Annotated in this window: 15 protein-coding genes; 9 read left to right on the forward strand and 6 right to left on the reverse strand. The window is 48.3% G+C overall.

Features of this window, described 5'->3' with window-relative positions; genetic code table 11:
- Position 1 precedes the first annotated feature (1 nt).
- From KO501_RS18050 to ubiG, 4 genes are all read left to right on the forward strand, one after another.
- Positions 2-424, forward strand: a complete 423-nt coding sequence (locus tag KO501_RS18050; protein WP_216031082.1) for a DUF4112 domain-containing protein — start codon at positions 2-4, stop codon at positions 422-424.
- A 135-nt stretch (positions 425-559) separates the two neighbouring features.
- Positions 560-2200, forward strand: coding sequence for an acetolactate synthase large subunit (locus tag KO501_RS18055; RefSeq protein WP_216031083.1), 1641 nt, complete (start codon positions 560-562; stop codon positions 2198-2200).
- Positions 2201-2210: 10 nt separating this feature from the next.
- The gene (locus tag KO501_RS18060; RefSeq protein ID WP_216031084.1) at positions 2211-3638 is read left to right on the forward strand and encodes an aldehyde dehydrogenase family protein; all 1428 of its coding nucleotides are present in this window, start codon (positions 2211-2213) and stop codon (positions 3636-3638) included.
- A 119-nt stretch (positions 3639-3757) separates the two neighbouring features.
- Positions 3758-4522, forward strand: coding sequence for a bifunctional 2-polyprenyl-6-hydroxyphenol methylase/3-demethylubiquinol 3-O-methyltransferase UbiG (gene ubiG, locus KO501_RS18065; protein ID WP_216031085.1), 765 nt, complete (start codon positions 3758-3760; stop codon positions 4520-4522).
- 3 nt (positions 4523-4525) lie between these two features.
- On the opposite strand, the gene KO501_RS18070 is transcribed toward ubiG, so the two are convergent.
- Positions 4526-6124, reverse strand: a complete 1599-nt coding sequence (locus KO501_RS18070) for a cisplatin damage response ATP-dependent DNA ligase (RefSeq protein WP_216031086.1) — start codon at positions 6122-6124, stop codon at positions 4526-4528.
- Positions 6124-7149, reverse strand: a complete 1026-nt coding sequence (locus tag KO501_RS18075; protein WP_252728547.1) for a ligase-associated DNA damage response exonuclease — start codon at positions 7147-7149, stop codon at positions 6124-6126. The genes KO501_RS18070 and KO501_RS18075 overlap by 1 nt, the downstream gene beginning before the upstream one ends.
- A 124-nt stretch (positions 7150-7273) precedes the next feature.
- Here KO501_RS18075 and KO501_RS18080 point away from each other — a divergent pair, with 124 nt between their 5' ends.
- Both KO501_RS18080 and pdeM read left to right on the forward strand, forming a co-directional pair.
- Positions 7274-9724, forward strand: a complete 2451-nt coding sequence (locus tag KO501_RS18080) for a ligase-associated DNA damage response DEXH box helicase (RefSeq protein WP_216031087.1) — start codon at positions 7274-7276, stop codon at positions 9722-9724.
- On the forward strand, positions 9714-10418 hold the full coding sequence (gene pdeM / locus KO501_RS18085; RefSeq protein WP_216031088.1) for a ligase-associated DNA damage response endonuclease PdeM: 705 nt from the start codon (positions 9714-9716) through the stop codon (positions 10416-10418). The genes KO501_RS18080 and pdeM overlap by 11 nt, the downstream gene beginning before the upstream one ends.
- An 18-nt stretch (positions 10419-10436) precedes the next feature.
- On the opposite strand, the gene KO501_RS18090 is transcribed toward pdeM, so the two are convergent.
- The 3 genes from KO501_RS18090 to folM all read right to left on the reverse strand — a co-directional run bounded on the left by KO501_RS18090 (position 10437) and on the right by folM (position 13181).
- Positions 10437-11330: a carbon-nitrogen hydrolase gene (locus KO501_RS18090; RefSeq protein WP_216031089.1), complete on the reverse strand. Its 894-nt coding sequence runs from the start codon at positions 11328-11330 to the stop codon at positions 10437-10439.
- The gene (locus tag KO501_RS18095; protein ID WP_216031090.1) at positions 11320-12387 is read right to left on the reverse strand and encodes an agmatine deiminase family protein; all 1068 of its coding nucleotides are present in this window, start codon (positions 12385-12387) and stop codon (positions 11320-11322) included. Before KO501_RS18095 ends, KO501_RS18090 begins: the two co-directional genes overlap by 11 nt.
- 80 nt (positions 12388-12467) lie before the next feature.
- The gene (folM, locus tag KO501_RS18100) at positions 12468-13181 is read right to left on the reverse strand and encodes a dihydromonapterin reductase (protein WP_216031091.1); all 714 of its coding nucleotides are present in this window, start codon (positions 13179-13181) and stop codon (positions 12468-12470) included.
- Between the two features lie 79 nt (positions 13182-13260).
- On the opposite strand from folM, the gene folE reads away from it, so the two are divergent.
- Positions 13261-13947, forward strand: a complete 687-nt coding sequence (gene folE / locus KO501_RS18105; RefSeq protein WP_216031092.1) for a GTP cyclohydrolase I FolE — start codon at positions 13261-13263, stop codon at positions 13945-13947.
- Between the two features lie 37 nt (positions 13948-13984).
- On the opposite strand, the gene KO501_RS18110 is transcribed toward folE, so the two are convergent.
- Positions 13985-14194 (reverse strand): hypothetical protein, encoded by a 210-nt coding sequence (locus KO501_RS18110; protein WP_216031093.1) that lies wholly within the window; start codon positions 14192-14194, stop codon positions 13985-13987.
- A 309-nt stretch (positions 14195-14503) separates the two neighbouring features.
- Here KO501_RS18110 and KO501_RS18115 point away from each other — a divergent pair, with 309 nt between their 5' ends.
- Both KO501_RS18115 and KO501_RS18120 read left to right on the forward strand, forming a co-directional pair.
- The gene (locus KO501_RS18115) at positions 14504-15388 is read left to right on the forward strand and encodes an ROK family protein (RefSeq protein ID WP_216031094.1); all 885 of its coding nucleotides are present in this window, start codon (positions 14504-14506) and stop codon (positions 15386-15388) included.
- Positions 15389-15483: 95 nt separating this feature from the next.
- The gene (locus KO501_RS18120) at positions 15484-16008 is read left to right on the forward strand and encodes a lipocalin family protein (protein WP_216031095.1); all 525 of its coding nucleotides are present in this window, start codon (positions 15484-15486) and stop codon (positions 16006-16008) included.
- The last annotated feature ends 39 nt before the right edge of the window (positions 16009-16047 follow it).

Below are 16047 nucleotides of genomic sequence, written 5' to 3' on the forward strand. Positions count from 1 at the left end.
CATGAGCAAAAACACCGAGGTTCGTGCACCTGCGCCTTTGTTAAAGGCGCAGAAGTGGGCAAACGTACTGGATACCGCAGTGAAATTACCCGTGATCCCCTTTCGCATCGGGTTAGATTCTATTGTTGGATTATTGCCAGGTCTTGGTGATGGATTAATGCTGCTAGCGGGTTTGCGCATTGTGATGCTAGGAAAGTCATTGGGCATGCCTAAGGCGTTGGTGTCGGCGATGGTACGCAATGCGCTGCTAGATTTTGCCATCGGATTTATACCTGTGTTTGGTGATATTGCCGATTTCTTCTTTAAATCTAATCAGAAAAATGTGCGCATCATGGAGAAGTGGTGGATTAGCAACAACAAAGGGGCGGTTGATAAGCACACGGCTGAAAAACTACAACAGTGGCGGGAAAAGTTATCTGACTAGACAGTTACCCGTCTCAAAATCCAATTATCGGTAAACGCTTTCATCCTTTTAACCGTAGCACCTTGTACTCGATTCATATTTTCTCCGCGCCAATAAAGCCAAGAGGAAATGTTAGATAACGGAGTGCAACGATCTATGAAAGCGTCAGATCTTTTTGTAAAAGCCTTGGAGGCAGAAGGTGTTGAATACATCTTCGGTATTCCAGGGGAAGAAAACCTCGACCTACTTGAGTCTTTAAGAACCTCATCGATTAAACTGATTTTAACCCGCCATGAACAAGGGGCCGGTTTTATGGCGGCCACCTATGGACGTCTGACCGGTAAAGTGGGCGTGTGTTTAGCTACCTTAGGCCCTGGCGCGACCAATCTGGTAACCCCAGCCGCCTATGCCCAATTAGGCGCCATGCCGATGCTTATGATCACTGGACAAAAACCGATAAAAACCAGTAAGCAGGGGCGGTTTCAGGTAATTGATATTGTCGATATGATGCGGCCGATTACCAAGTATACCAATCAAGTGGTAAGTGGCGATCGTATCCCGTCTATTATCCGTGAAGCATGCCGGTTGGCCACAGAAGAACGGCCAGGTGCGGTGCATATCGAATTACCTGAAGATATTGCCACAGAAGACACCAAGGCGCCCATTCTTTCACCGAGCTACACCCGCCGGCCTATTGCTGAATATAAAGCCATCAACAATGCTGTGTCGATGATTGAGTCGGCTAGCTCACCATTACTTCTGATTGGGGCGGGTGCAAATAGAAAATTAACGGCAAAAATGCTGCGGGAATTGGTGGATAAAACCGGCATCCCATTTATTACCACGCAAATGGGGAAAGGGGTACTCAATGAAAGTGATCCGCTCTTTGCCGGCAATACGGCATTGTCCGATGGTGATTTTGTTCACCGAGCTATTCATCGCGCTGATCTGATCATAAATGTAGGTCATGACGTGGTAGAAAAACCGCCCTTTTTTATGCACGACGATGGCAAGCAAGTTATCCACATTAACTTTGAACCAGCGGCGGTGGACCCGGTTTATTTTCCACAAGCCGAAGTAGTAGGAGATATCGCCAACAGTCTCTGGCAGATTAAAGAAAAAATCACACCGCAAAAAAGCTGGAAGTTGAACTTCTATAAAGATGTTCACGAGGCTTATGTTGAACACCGTGGTGAAGCCGAAGATGATGGCCGCTTTCCCGTGTTACCAGAAAGGTTTGTGCGCGACGTGCGAAAGGTCATGCCCGACGATGGCATTGTGACCCTCGATAACGGTGTCTACAAAATTTGGTTTGCACGCAATTACCCCGCTTATCACCCCAATACCTTATTACTTGATAACGCCCTGGCAAGCATGGGGGCGGGGCTTCCCTCAGCCATTGCCGCCAAACTAGTGCACCGAGACGTGCCCGTGATGAGTGTCTGCGGGGACGGGGGATTTATGATGAACAGTCAGGAAATAGAAACCGCCGTCAGGCTTGGTATTGACCTCACTGTGGTGGTATTGCGTGATGATGCCTACGGCATGATCAAATGGAAGCAATCTCATATGTCATTAGACAATTTTGGTTTGGATTACGGTAATCCCGACCTCGTTGAGTATGCAAAAAGTTATGGTGCACAGGGGTGGCGTATCACCGAAACTGAGGAGTTAGCCAAGCAAATCGAAACCTGTCTTTCCACCCCAGGTGTGCACATTGTTGATTGTCCCGTGGATTACAGCATGAATGATAAGACGTTAAATCAAACAATCCGCGAACTTAGTGATAAATTATAAGGAGCCTAGCATGTTAAAAGACAGCTATCCCTACTACCTTGCCAGTGAACCGGTGTTTGCTAATCAAGACCTCTGTGTGACTAATAAGTACACCGGCGAGGTTGCTACCCGTGTGGCCAAAGCCGATGCGAAGGTGATTGATAAGGCCATCGCCGCCGCACAACAGGCGCAGCCAGCCATGACAGCAATGCGAGCCTATGAACGAAAGGCCGTGCTAGACCATTGTATTGCTCGGTTTACTGAACGCAAAGATGAACTAGCCAAAGCCTTGTGTATAGAAGCAGGCAAGCCCATTAATGACGCGCAAGGAGAAGTAACCCGCCTTATCGATACGTTCAGAATTGCCTCTGAAGAAAGCGTTCGCATAGAAGGTGAAGTGCTCAACCTTGAAATATCAGCACGAGCGAAAGGGTATCAGGGCATGACCAAACGAGTTCCCATTGGACCTTGTTCGTTTATCTCACCGTTTAACTTTCCACTGAACTTAGCCGCTCATAAGGTGGCACCTGCCATAGCGGCAGGATGTACCTTTGTACTTAAACCGGCCTCCCGTACCCCTATTGGCGCCCTTATTATTGGCGAAGTATTGGCAGAAACGGCGTTACCGAAAGGCGCGTTCTCTATTCTACCTTGTAGCCGGGACGGCGCTGACTTGTTTACTTCCGATGAGCGATTAAAGTTACTTAGCTTTACCGGTTCGCCAGATGTGGGTTGGGCGCTGAAAGCGAAAGCGGGAAAGAAACCCGTGGTATTGGAGTTAGGTGGAAATGCTGCCTGTGTGGTGGATGAGGATACCGATCTTGATGATGCCGTCTCTCGCATCATTGTGGGAGCTTTCTATCAGTCAGGGCAAAGCTGCATCAGTGTGCAGCGTATCTTGGTGCATCAAAACATTTACGATGACTTTCGGCAAAAATTTGTAGCTAAAGCATCGGAGTTGGTCAGTGGTGATCCCGCCAATGAAGAGACGTTTATTGGCCCGATGATTTCCGAGTCTGAAGCTAAGCGTCTTGAGGATTGGATCCAGCAAGCACGGGCGAGTGGAGCCACTATTCTATGCGGTGGAACCCGTAAAGGGGCGTTGTTGGAAGCAACCGTCATGGAAAATGTGCCCGAGGATTGTAACGCCAGTGCGCAAGAAGCGTTCGGTCCCCTTTGTGTGTTACAACCTTTTGACGATTTTGATTCTGCGTTAGACCAAGTGAATAATAGCCGTTATGGGTTGCAGGCGGGAGTCTTTACCCGGGATCTTTATAAAGCCCATCAAGCTTGGGATACTTTGGATGTGGGGGGCGTTATTATCGGTGATGTACCCAGTTGGCGGGTGGATAACATGCCTTACGGTGGCGTGAAGGATTCCGGATTAGGTCGAGAAGGTGTTCGTTACGCCATCGAAGATATGACAGAAACGCGGCTAATGGTGATAAGAACGCCTTAAAGCATTGGGAAATATTGTCCGGGTTTTGAGCGCAAAGCAGTGTTTGACCGTATTATTCCACTAAGTGTGACAATGGGATATATCGTCCTATTCACCCAGTATGTAATGTGGAGATAGGAATGCTAGATAAAAGTCAGTTGAGTCAAACCGTGTCCCAGCCAAATATGGATGAACAGGAAATCGCCCGCTTTGATGCGTTGGCAAGCTCCTGGTGGGATCCAAAGGGGCATTATAAAACTTCACTGGCGTTTAACGCTGTGCGAGTCGACTACATCGTCAGTACCATCAAGCATCACTTTAAGCCCCATGGCGCGGCGGATAAGCTGCTTGATGGCTTGTCTGTGCTGGATGTGGGGAGTGGCGGTGGCCTGATTTGTGAACCGTTGGCAAAACGGGGCGCGGAAGTTACCGGTATTGATGCCAGTGGTGTGAGTGTTGAAGTGGCGCGGCGTCATGCTGCCCGCAGTAACCTAGCCATTTCTTATCATCACACACTGGCCTCCCAATGGGCCGCTAGCGGGCATCAGTACGATATCGTGATTAACGCCGAGGTAGTGGAGCATGTGCCTTGCCAAGAACAGTTAATAAAGGAATGTGCCAGCATGGTAAAGCCCGGCGGCTTACTTATTTTGGCGACGTTAAATCGTACGGTGCGTAGTTATTTTGTGGCCATTGTTGGTGCCGAATACATAATGCGATACTTACCCATAGGCACTCACGACTGGACGAAATTTGTTAAACCTGCCGAGTTGGAACGCTGGTTAAGCGGGGCTTTTGTCCGTCAGCATATTACCGGCTTTGCGCTGAATCCTCTAAACGGGGTATGGCGGGCGAGCTCATCGCAGGCGGTGAACTACATGGCCAGTTTTAAACACAGCGCATAGGCATTAATCGCCATGGTGAGATGAAGGGGGAATGAGGGCTTTCACTGTGTCTAGGGAGTCTGCTTCGTCGGCGGGTTTGTCCCACCGAATTCGATGAAAGCGGGGGAATCGCAAAGCCAGACCTGATTTATGCCTTGTGGATAGGTGTACGGCATCAAAGGCCACTTCTACCACCAATTTCTTTTGCACTTCTTTGACAGGGCCAAAGCGGCCAACCGTATGTCGGCGAACCCAGTTGTCGAGTTTCTTTAAATCTGCATCGGTAAAACCAGAATAGGCTTTACCGATGGGCAGCAGTGTATCGCCTTCCCACGCGCCAAAGGTAAAATCAGAATAATAGCTCGAGCGTTTTCCGTGCCCGCGCTGGGCATACATAATAACTGCATCCACCAATAGCGGGTCACGTTTCCATTTGTACCAAATACCCTTTGGTCGCCCTGGAATGTAGTGGCTGTCTTTACGCTTAAGCATAAGCCCTTCGTTTTCTGGCGTCTTACACAGGCTGTGATGAAGGAGGGCTAATTGTTCGTGGCTAGTCACGTCATAGCATGGACTTAAATGTAAACGGGGGTTGGCCATCTTGGCCATTAGGGACTGCAGTGCGCTTCTTCGCTGAGAAAGAGGAAGGTGGGACAACGCCTTATTGTCATACTGCAACACATCGTAAACCATCATGGCTGCAGGTAGTGAAGCCATCAGACTGCTAGAAGGGCGTTTTTTGTTCAATCTTTTTTGCAACTGATTAAAGGTGTCGATTTTCGCACCATGCATCACCAGGAGTTCACCGTCTAAAATACAATGGTGGTCAATGGTATCTAATAGGTCAGAAAAGGCGTGGCTAATATCATCACCGGTGCGGCTAAACAGGGCTTTGCCCGACGGTTTCGAGACTAGCTGGACACGAATTCCGTCAAACTTTGCTTCTACTTGCCAATCCTTTATGACTAACTTTTGCCGTGTTTGCTCATCAAGAGGGTGGGCGAGCATCACAGGATGAAATGTGACCTGGTTAGCAATATCAGGCTTAGGGCCTGTGCCGTCGAGCCAAGAAAACAAAGTGGAATAAGGCGGGGCAATGCCATGCCATAGGGCTTCGATGTCATTGATAGAAACACCACCGTAGTTGGCCAGAATGTGTTTCATACTGCGCGCCGATATGCCAACTCGTAACCCACGGGTGCCTAATTTGATTAACGCCCAGCGCTGAGCTGGTGTCATCACGTCTAACCATTGCGCTAAAAGGTTGGGTACCTGCTGCTTTTTTGCAACAGCAAACTGATCAACCAGCGTAGCAAGCCCCGGTAACGGCGTCGTCCAAGCTTTGTTTTCTTCTGGTCGCCATAAATGGGCCACGGTTTCGCTCATTTCCCCTACATAATCGTAACTGAGCGCAAAGAGGGTGGGGTCGGTCCGAGTGAGCATGAGCGCTTTTATTGTATTGCGTTTAAAAAAGTCGAATCGAAGCTCTCCGGCTAAAGCCGCGACTGCCCAACCTCGGTCTGGGTCGGGGGTACGGTGCAAATAATCTTCTATTAAGGTGGCTTTAGCCTTCGTTCCGCGGGTAAAGTAAAGTTGTTCAAGTAGTTCACTAAAGGCCTCCACTACCCATTCTCCTCGTCTTCTTCATACCCGATAAGAGACAGTGCCTTGGCTTTAAACCCCATACGGGACGCTTGATAAACCAGTGCGTCCTCACGGCCATGGGTTACCCATACTTCTTGTGGCGACACCTCCTCAAGGGTTTGGATAAGTTCAGGCCAATCGCAATGGTCAGAGATGATCAACGGTAAATCCACTTGTCGCTGTTTGGCGCGGGCTCTAATTTGCATCCATCCAGAGGCTAACACGGTTCGTGTATCGGGGAGCTTTCGTGACCACCTATCATTGAGGGCTGAAGGGGGCGCTAAGACAATTTCCCCGGTCAAGGTTTGTTTGTCTATTACGTCATTTACCAGAATTAACTCGCCAAGTTCGAGGCCTTCATCTGCATACAATTTGCATAGTTTTTCCAATGCGCCATGGATATAAATCGGTTTGTGGTAGCCGGCCTGACGAAGTGCAATGATAACCCGCTGGCATTTACCTAGTGCGTAGGTGCCCACCAGATGGCAGTTATGGGAAAACACCCGTAGTGAGGTCAGCAGTTTTTGAATCTCTTGCTCAATGGGCGGGTGGGTAAATACGGGTAACCCAAACGTGGCTTCAGTAATAAAAACATCGCAGGGGATCACCTCAAAAGGAGGGCAGGTTGGGTCGTCTCGTCGTTTATAGTCTCCAGAAATCACCAATCGCGTGTTTCGATAAACAAGCAATACTTGGCAGGAGCCCAAAATATGACCGGCAGGGTAGAGTGTGAGTAAAACGGGATCATGCTCGTCCCCTAGCACTACCGACTCGCCCATCCTAAGAGGTAGGGGCGATACCGCCATGTCTTCACCGTAACGTGTGGTCATTATCTTTAAAGTAAGGGCGGAAGCGTAGACACATTGGTGCCCCGACCTAGCATGATCGCCGTGACCATGGGTCACCACCGCGCGGGTTACCGGCAGCATGGGGTCGATGTATAGGTTGGCAGGGCGGCAAAATAGGCCAGCTTCTTCCACGGACATCCAGTGTTCAGGGTGCAAAATAAACTCCTGCGGTTAGGTCTATCTTAGTACGTATAAATGGCTGAAAAAGATGTGGATTTACCAGCAAAAAGTAAACTGAACGGGCTACAACCGCGTATTGGTTTAGCAAAAGATGGATACTATGGCCAAACGATTTCCCAACCTTTTCTACCGATGGTTTAAACAACAGGGCTGGACACTGCGTGCCTATCAACGGGAAATGCTGTCTGCCGTGTCTAGCCATCGATCCACGTTATTGGTCGCGCCCACCGGTGCGGGTAAAACGTTGTCTGGTTTTTTGCCGTCACTGGCCGATTTATACAAACATCCCCGTAGCGGGTTACATACCCTGTATATTTCGCCGCTAAAAGCCCTGACTAACGATATTCATCGTAATCTGACCACACCGGTCGCCGAGATGTCGTTACCCATTTCAATAGAAACTCGCACCGGTGATACTTCGTCCTATAAACGTCAGCGACAACGTAAAAAGCCACCTAATATTTTGCTCACCACCCCAGAATCATTAATGCTGTTATTGTCCTACAGTGACGGGGCGACGTTTTTCAAAAACCTACATTCGGTGATAATTGACGAAGTGCACAGCCTGGTGGGGAATAAACGGGGCGATTTCACTGCACTGGCACTAGCGCGATTAAACGAGATAGCCCCGCAACATCGACGCATTGGTTTGTCCGCGACGGTGGCGGACCCAAAAGGCATAAGTCGTTGGTTAGGAGTAACCGGAGAGCCTGCTCAGGTTGTACATGTGCCCCAGATAACTCAACCGGACGTTACCCTGTTGGCACCTACCCAGCGCATGCCATTTGGCGGGTTTATGGCCGGCTATGCAATGGAAGCGGTGTATCAAGCGATCAAGAAAACCAAGACGGCGTTGGTGTTCGTCAACACCAGAGCACAGGCCGAACGGGTCTTTCAGATGTTATGGGAACAAAATCGTGATGGTCTGGCTATTGCGCTTTATCATGGTGCCTTGGCAAAAGAGCAGCGGCGAAAGACCGAAGCGCTAATGGCAGAAAATAAGCTGAGGGCCATAGTAAGTACATCAGCGCTAGAGCTCGGTATCGATTGGGGCAATATTGACCTTGTTATTCAAGTAGGAGCGCCAAAAGGAATTAGCCGCTTGTTACAACGTATTGGACGAGCGAACCACCGACTCGATGAGCCTAGTCAAGCGTTGTTAGTGCCAGCAAACCGCTTTGAGGCCATTGAATGTAAGGCTGCCATTGAGGCCATTGCCAAAGGTAAGCTGGATGCTGAGACCTTAACCCCAGGCGCGCTGGATGTGCTGCCTCAGTTTATCGTCAATTGTGTGTGCAGTGGGCCTACCACACGTGACCAAGTGTATGAACAGGTAGTGAACGCACCACCTTACCAAGATGTGACTAAAGCGGAGTTTGACCGACTGTGGCGGTTTGCCGCAAATGGTGGTGAGGCGCTTAACGGATACGGTCGATTTTTGCGTATGACCGTTGATGAAGGGGGCTTTTTTCGTCCAGCGTCACAGCGGGTAATACAGCGTCACCGGCAGAATATAGGCACTATTGTTGAAGCCGGACGGCTAAAAGTGAAACGGATAACCCGGGGGAACCGAGGCACCATCGTTGGCGATGTGGATGAGTATTTTGCCCAGCAACTTGTGCCTGGCGACACCTTCTTATTTGCCGGTGAAGTGCTCAAATTTGAAGCGATTCGTGATATGCAATTGCATGGCAAGCCCGCTAAGTCAAAGGATCCTAAAATTCCTCGTTACACGGGCGGGCAGTTGTCGCTGTCCACTTTTCTTGCCGATGAAGTTAGGGGGATTTTGAAAAATCCCAATAGCTGGGCGACATTGCCATTGCAGGTGCAACAATGGTTGCAGTTACAGCGTGCTTTTTCGACTTTACCTTCCAATGATAATATTTTGGTAGAGCAGTTTCCCTATCGCAAAGCCAATCAGGTGTTGTTTTATACATTTGAAGGGCGCAAGGCAAATCAAACCCTCGGCATGCTGATGACCCGGCGGATGGAGAAAAAAGGGCTCAAACCCCTAAGCTTTTCTGCTACCGATTATGGGCTGTCTGTGGCGATGCTCGAAACCCTCGATAAACGGATGCTCAACACCCTGTTTCAGCCTGATATTTTAGGTGATGAATTGGAAGACTGGATGCTACACGCGCCCATGTTAAAACGTTCTTTTAGACAAGTCGCCGTGGTGAGTGGATTAACCGAGCAGCGTTACCATAGCCGCAGTAAAACCATGAAGCAGATCACGTTTTCCACCGATTTGATTTACGACACCTTACGGGAGCATGATCCTGACCATATTCTGTTAACGGTTACGCGCATGGACGCCGAAAGGGAGTTATTGGATCTTAGGCGGTTAGCTGACATGCTGATCCGCTTTCATGACAAGTTAGTGTTTCAGGACTTACCAAAGGTTTCTCCTTTGGCTATCCCTATGGTGCAGGCTTTAGGTAGTGAATCTATTACAGGAGCAGGGGCCCATGAATTGATCGCCCAGGCCGAATTATATAAAGAAGCAGAAAGTATGCTCGATGAGGTGAGGGCATTGTTAGGTGGCGATTAATCAGGCAATACTGACACAACTTGTAACACGCAAGCAGGTAACAGCGATCCAGTTTGGGGGGCAGATCGCATTGCTTGATAGTCGCGGGATCCTCTATTTTCCTGCCTTCGACTCGCTGGTGGTATCCGATCTACACTTCGAAAAAGCCAGTTATCTCGCCGCGTATGCCAATCCTGTGGCTCAGCTTGATACCCGAGCTACCTTAAAACGATTGGCCGCCGTGCTAGGTCAATATCAACCCTCAGAAGTCATATGTTTAGGAGACAGTTTCCATGATGCCCATGGTTACAATCGGATGTTGGCGGAAGATAAAGCCAATTTGGCCCAATTGGTAACAGGGTGCAGTCGATGGTGTTGGGTTTTAGGCAATCATGATCCTGCAATTCCTGTTGCTGCAGGAGGAGAACAGACAATGGCTGTGCATCGTCAAGATATGGTATTTCAGCACGAACCTGAAAACGACGAAACCAGTTTTCAAGTGGTTGGCCACTTTCATCCGAAAAGTCACCTTACGGTTGCCTCACGCCGGTATCAGGGGAAATGCTTTGTGCACAATGGCCACACCCTGATCATGCCGGCATTTGGCCAATACACCGGCGGCTTAAGTATTGATAGTGAGGTAATTAAAAACCTTATCAACCCGGTTAGCCGGCACGTTTACTTGATATATCAAGATCGTATTTATCAGGTTTAACCCAAAGGGCTGGCGATATTAGTCCCGCCAGCGTTTAGTGAGTTCGTCATAGGCATCTATACGGCGGTCACGGAAATACGGCCAAATACGTTTGATTTGTTCGGTTCTTTGCATATCCAATTCTACCCAGAGAGTTTCTTCTTTATCCGCCGACGCTTTGGCCAGTATTTCACCCTGAGGACCGGCAATAAAACTCTGACCCCAAAATTGGATACCAGGATCTCCCTTTACCGGTGAGGCTTCAAAACCAGTTCGATTAGCAACCACCACGGGCACCGAGTTTGCCACTGCATGGGAGCGTTGAATGGTTTGCCAAGCGTCGTGCTGACGCAGTTGCTCTGCATCACAATCGTTTTTGTCCCAGCCAATGGCGGTGGGATAAAATAAAATGTCAGCGCCGGCCATGGCCATTAATCGGGCAGCCTCGGGGTACCACTGATCCCAGCACACTAACACGCCTAGTTTGCCGACACTGGTTTCAATGGGTTCGAAACCCGTATCGCCGGGAGTAAAATAGAATTTTTCATAGAAACCAGGATCATCTGGAATATGCATTTTTCGATACTGGCCGGCAATGTGTTCGCTACGGTCAAATACCACGGCGGTATTATGGTAAAGACCCGACCCCCGCTTTTCGAATAGAGACGTGATCAGCACGATATTGTGTTTTGCCGCTAATGCGCCAAAAAAAGCAGTGGCTGCACCGGGAATAGGCTCCGCAAGATCAAAGGCATCGGTATCTTCTTGTTGACAGAAATACAAGGTACTGTGCAGTTCCTGAAGTAAAATACATTCACAGCCCTTTGCCGCTAAATCGGCGATCTGTTTGGCACTGTTTTCCCAGTTAGTCTTTTTATTGTTGTCGGCTACAGATTGCTGGACTATGCCGACCTTAAGAGATTTACGAGACATAAGTTGTCACTCCTTTATTGAGTTGGGATAGTACCTCAGGACGCAAGGTGTGTTGGGGAATTTGCATCGAGATGCAGTGCAAACTACCGAATTGGCGTATCAGTGTCGCGCAATTGACCGCCACTATAGTATGTGATGGGAAGGCATCGGTGATCACCCTTATTGCCTCTTTATCTTCATTCACGCCATAAACGGGAAATAACACCCTTTGATTACAAATTAAGAAGTTAGCGTAGGACGCCGGAAGTCGTTCACCAGCGTCATTGTCGATATGGGGTAAGGGCAAGCGAAATTGCTTGTGATCGGGTAAGTAAGCGGCACATTCTTCACATAAGGCTGATAAGCTTGCATAGTGACTGTCATCAGGGCGATTATCAGCCCCTTGAATAACTAAGCCGCCATCAGGGGTAAAGCGCACCAAGGTATCAATGTGTCCATCGGTATCGTCGCCTTCAAGATGGCCGTGCTGGAAAACCGTTGCCTGCTGGCAGCCCAGTGCATTTTTTAAGGTATCCACAGAAACGTGCAACGGCATGGTTTTATTTCTACCGGGATTCAGTAGGCATTGAGCTGTGGTGAGCAGGTGGCCCTGGTCATCGATTTCCAACGCGCCGCCTTCTGCCACCATTTCTATGGTACGTAGCGGAAGCGCGCAAAGCTCTGCCAGGTAGCGCTGATTTACTTGGTTGTCCTGCTGCGCGTCAAATTTTCCTCCCCAGCCGTTAAAGGTAAACTCCACCGGTTGCCGGTGCGGATGAGTGGGGCTTTTACAGGTTAAAAAAGCAAAATCTCGGGCCCAGGTATCATTGTACTGGGCTGGGACAATCAACACCCTAGCATCTGGCGACAGCCGTGGCGTTAGCGTCGCTATATCCTCTTGTAGACACAACAATATCACGCCGGCGTCGGCGTCATTTATCTGTTCTATTAGCGACAGATAGGTCTGGCGCGTGTCTTCTAACCAAGGCGCCCAGTCAGTATGAGCATGGGGCCAAGCGAGAATAACCGCATCAAGGGGTTCCCACTCGGCAAGAAGGCAAGCTTTAAGGTTCGACATGAAAGTATCCAGCATAAGAGGTTGAAAGCCGGGGCAAGTATATCCTTTCCACTTTTACACACCAATACTCAACGTATTTTTTAGCTGAATTTGAGGTGACGCCCACCATTGACCTGTAATGTTTCTCCGGTCACATACGTGTTATTGAGCAAATAGTTCACCCCTTCCACCGCCGCTACCGCGCCGGGTTCACAAGCCATGAGTGATTTTTCTAATGCCTTCGCTTTGTAGGAGTCGTCATCAGTATCGTTAAACATGAGTAAGGCTGGTGCGATGGTGTTCACCTTGACTGAAGGGGCCAGCAGTTTGGCAAAAGACAGGGTGAGATTGTGCAATGCCGCTTTGCTAGCAGCGTACGCAATGTGTTTTTCGCTGCCTGTGTCTTGAACAAAATCGGTTATATGAATGATATCTGCCACCGTGGTGTCTCTTGTAAGCAGATCTTTTAGCCCCATATTCAGAAGATACGGTGCCTTAGCGTGTATCTGCATCATTGAATCAAACAAAGTGCTGTAGTCGGTGGTGTGCTTTTCTGAATCCCATAACGATGCATTGTGGATAATCCCTCTTAATGTGTGTGTATGAGATTTAATCGTTTCAATGCATCGCTTAACGCCCAGGTCAGTGCTAAAATCAGCCTGAATAGTTATCGCACCTGCGTCTCTTAATGTGTCAACTGCCGCTTTGTGAGTGCGGTATGTTATAATGACCGAGTAGCCTTTGTTTAACAGGTCGGTGGCGATGGCAAGACCCACTCGTTGGGAAGCGCCCGTTATCAGCACAGGGTTAGACAAAGCGAACTCCTTAAGTTGTGTAGTTAATAAAGTTAATAATATCTGATTTACAGATATTAGGTGGTTTCGGAATATAGCAATGTTATCAAATGAAGCGGTAGTAGTACGTGAGGTTATAGAGCCTGGTTTGTCTCCATCGGCAGCCCAAGTAAGAGCTGCGTTGGAAGAAAAAGGCCTAGAAACCCCTATGGTTCGTAATGGCCTGACAGACGACGAAAAGCGTTCACGGATTGAAGCTGCAATGACAGACATCATGGATACATTGGGCCTAGATCGTAGCGACGACAGTTTGGCCGATACCCCTGCGCGTATTGCTAAGATGTACGTCAATGAGATTTTCGGTGGGCTGGATTACCGAAACTTCCCTAAAATTACGGTCATTGAGAATAAAATGAAACTCAATCAACCGGTTCAGGTGTCAGATATTAGTCTTACCAGTACCTGTGAGCATCATTTTGTAACCATCGATGGTACGGCGTCGGTGTCGTATATCCCGAAAGACACGGTAATTGGTTTATCGAAATTAAATCGCTTGGTAAGTTTTTTTGCTCAGCGCCCGCAAGTACAAGAGCGTTTAACTCAACAGGTACTGGTGGCGATTCAAACCTTGGCGGGAACCGACGATGTTGCCGTATGCATTAACGCCACGCACTATTGTGTGAAGGCCCGTGGGATCCGCGATACAAACTCTTATACCCGAACCTCGGCACTGGGTGGTCAATTTGCTAGCGATGCAATATTGAGGCAGGAATTCTTTCAGGGCTAGTATTAGCCCTTTTCGTTCACACGCTGAGCACAAACTGTCAGCGTGAGACCGCATCTGTAAATGCCACAGAAACAATCAAATTAATCCTATCTTCTATGCCTTCAGCAGGCACGATTTCCAGCTTCACATCACACTGTGAGCAGGTGGCGTACTTTTCCCTATACATGTCTTTTTCCGTTTCGACTTCGGTCACATTTAGATGGCCGCAATGTGGACACAGATATTCGTGTTCATAGGACGCATTCATAGGTATTCCTTTTGTAAGTATAACAACCACGACCCCCGCTTTGGTTCGCTGATGTGAGGGACTTGAACGACGTATAGGAAGTTTTTTGTTTGTAATCCGTAGGGCGGCTGATGAGGTCTCCTAATTATAGCGTAAATGAAAATTTGCGACGTTTTTTTCATTCTTATCTACGCCCTAGATGACAGATAAGTTTACTCTAGGATGGAGGTTTTATTTGTTACCACTTCAAACCTCTGTTTTAAGATACGGTTTGGCTGCTAAGATACATGTTTAAGGTTGCTTTTAATTGACCAACGAAGGCGTATAACTATGGCATTAAATGATGAGTACTATGCAGTCATCGAAGCAGGTGGCACCAAATTCAACTGCGCAATTGTAAACAAAGCTAAGGAAGTGGTGGAACAGGTTCGGGTGCCCACCGCGTTACCAGAAAAAACGCTCAACGCTTGCGTGGATTTTTTCAAGGCACAGCGCGAGGCCGGCTACGATTTCAAACAAATGGGGATAGGCAGTTTTGGCCCGTTAGATCTCAATCCCCAATCAGATACCTATGGCTTTATCACAAAAACCCCTAAGCCTAATTGGTCCTATGTGTCCATTGCCCCTTTTTTTGCCGACGCCCTAAATTGTGATGTGGTGATTGATACCGACGTCAATGCCGCGGCTTTAGCTGAATCTCGGTGGGGCGCTGCCCAAGGCACCGATGTGTGTGTTTACATCACGGTAGGTACTGGCGTGGGGGGCGGAGTGGTAATTCACGGTAAACCGCTGCACGGTTTGGTGCATCCAGAGATAGGCCATTTCAAAGTGATTCCCCCTGACGGTATACAAGGCGTGTGTCCTTTCCATGGCAATTGTGTAGAGGGGTTAGCGTCCGGTACCTCTTTAGGCAAAATATGGGGGCAACCATCAGACACCCTTGCCGATGATCATCCCGCTTGGGATAAACTCACCGATGTACTCGCACAATTGTGTCACAACCTGCTGGTAGGGCTAAGCGCCCAACGTATTATTTTCGGTGGTGGTGTGATGCAAAAGCAAGGCATCGTTGAACGCATTATTGATAAAACCCAAATCAGTCTGAACGACTATATTGTGTTGCCACCAAAAGTGGCTTTTAGCGATATTATTTGTCTTCCGGGGTTGGGGACACAGTCAGGAGTATTAGGCGCACTGGCCTTACTTGATACCTGAAAAGGCGAAATGGGTGATGATGAATGAAACCATTTGGTCAAAATAAGCCTATAGAGTAGTAGGTACATTAATACGAATACCCTTAGGAGCACGATATGCAGCGGTTACTTTGGATAGCAGCAGGACTTTTATTATTAGCGAGTTGTACATCCGTCCCTGACGGTGTAAAGCCGGTAGAAAATTTTGATGCAGACCGTTATCTAGGTAACTGGTATGAAATAGCGCGGTTACCTCATTCCTTTGAAGAGGGTTTATCTAATGTCACAGCCACGTATACCTTGCGGGATGATGGTGGTATCAATGTACTGAATAAAGGGTTTAATGACGAAAGTGGTGAATGGGAAGAGGCAGAAGGAAAGGCATACTTTGTAGAAAACCCGTCCATCGGTTATTTAAAAGTGTCCTTCTTTGGCCCTTTCTATGCCAGCTACGTAGTGGTGTCGGTAGACGAAAGTTACCGTTACGCGTTAGTTTCAGGGCCGGATCGTTCTTATCTATGGGTGCTGTCGAGAACGAAAACCTTAGCACCCGATACCCTCGATAGTTTGGTCGATAAAGCCGAAGCATTAGGTTATGACGTTAGCCAATTAATTTACGTTAACCAAGATAAATATAGATAAAATGCAATGAATTGATAACGGATCCCTTTAAAACCCTGC

Source organism: Alteromonas sp. C1M14 (assembly GCF_018860965.1).
Taxonomy (GTDB): domain Bacteria; phylum Pseudomonadota; class Gammaproteobacteria; order Enterobacterales; family Alteromonadaceae; genus Alteromonas.

Excerpts from the sequence above, each read along its gene's own strand:
- folE (WP_216031092.1), top strand. The coding sequence starts at position 13,261 with ATGTTATCAAATGAAGCGGTAGTAGTACGTGAGGTTATAGAGCCTGGT.
- KO501_RS18090 (WP_216031089.1), bottom strand. The coding sequence starts at position 11,330 with ATGTCTCGTAAATCTCTTAAGGTCGGCATAGTCCAGCAATCTGTAGCC.
- KO501_RS18095 (WP_216031090.1), bottom strand. The coding sequence starts at position 12,387 with ATGTCGAACCTTAAAGCTTGCCTTCTTGCCGAGTGGGAACCCCTTGAT.
- KO501_RS18120 (WP_216031095.1), top strand. The coding sequence starts at position 15,484 with ATGCAGCGGTTACTTTGGATAGCAGCAGGACTTTTATTATTAGCGAGT.
- KO501_RS18050 (WP_216031082.1), top strand. The coding sequence starts at position 2 with ATGAGCAAAAACACCGAGGTTCGTGCACCTGCGCCTTTGTTAAAGGCG.
- KO501_RS18055 (WP_216031083.1), top strand. The coding sequence starts at position 560 with ATGAAAGCGTCAGATCTTTTTGTAAAAGCCTTGGAGGCAGAAGGTGTT.
- ubiG (WP_216031085.1), top strand. The coding sequence starts at position 3,758 with ATGCTAGATAAAAGTCAGTTGAGTCAAACCGTGTCCCAGCCAAATATG.
- KO501_RS18115 (WP_216031094.1), top strand. The coding sequence starts at position 14,504 with ATGGCATTAAATGATGAGTACTATGCAGTCATCGAAGCAGGTGGCACC.
- KO501_RS18080 (WP_216031087.1), top strand. The coding sequence starts at position 7,274 with ATGGCCAAACGATTTCCCAACCTTTTCTACCGATGGTTTAAACAACAG.
- KO501_RS18060 (WP_216031084.1), top strand. The coding sequence starts at position 2,211 with ATGTTAAAAGACAGCTATCCCTACTACCTTGCCAGTGAACCGGTGTTT.
- KO501_RS18110 (WP_216031093.1), bottom strand. The coding sequence starts at position 14,194 with ATGAATGCGTCCTATGAACACGAATATCTGTGTCCACATTGCGGCCAT.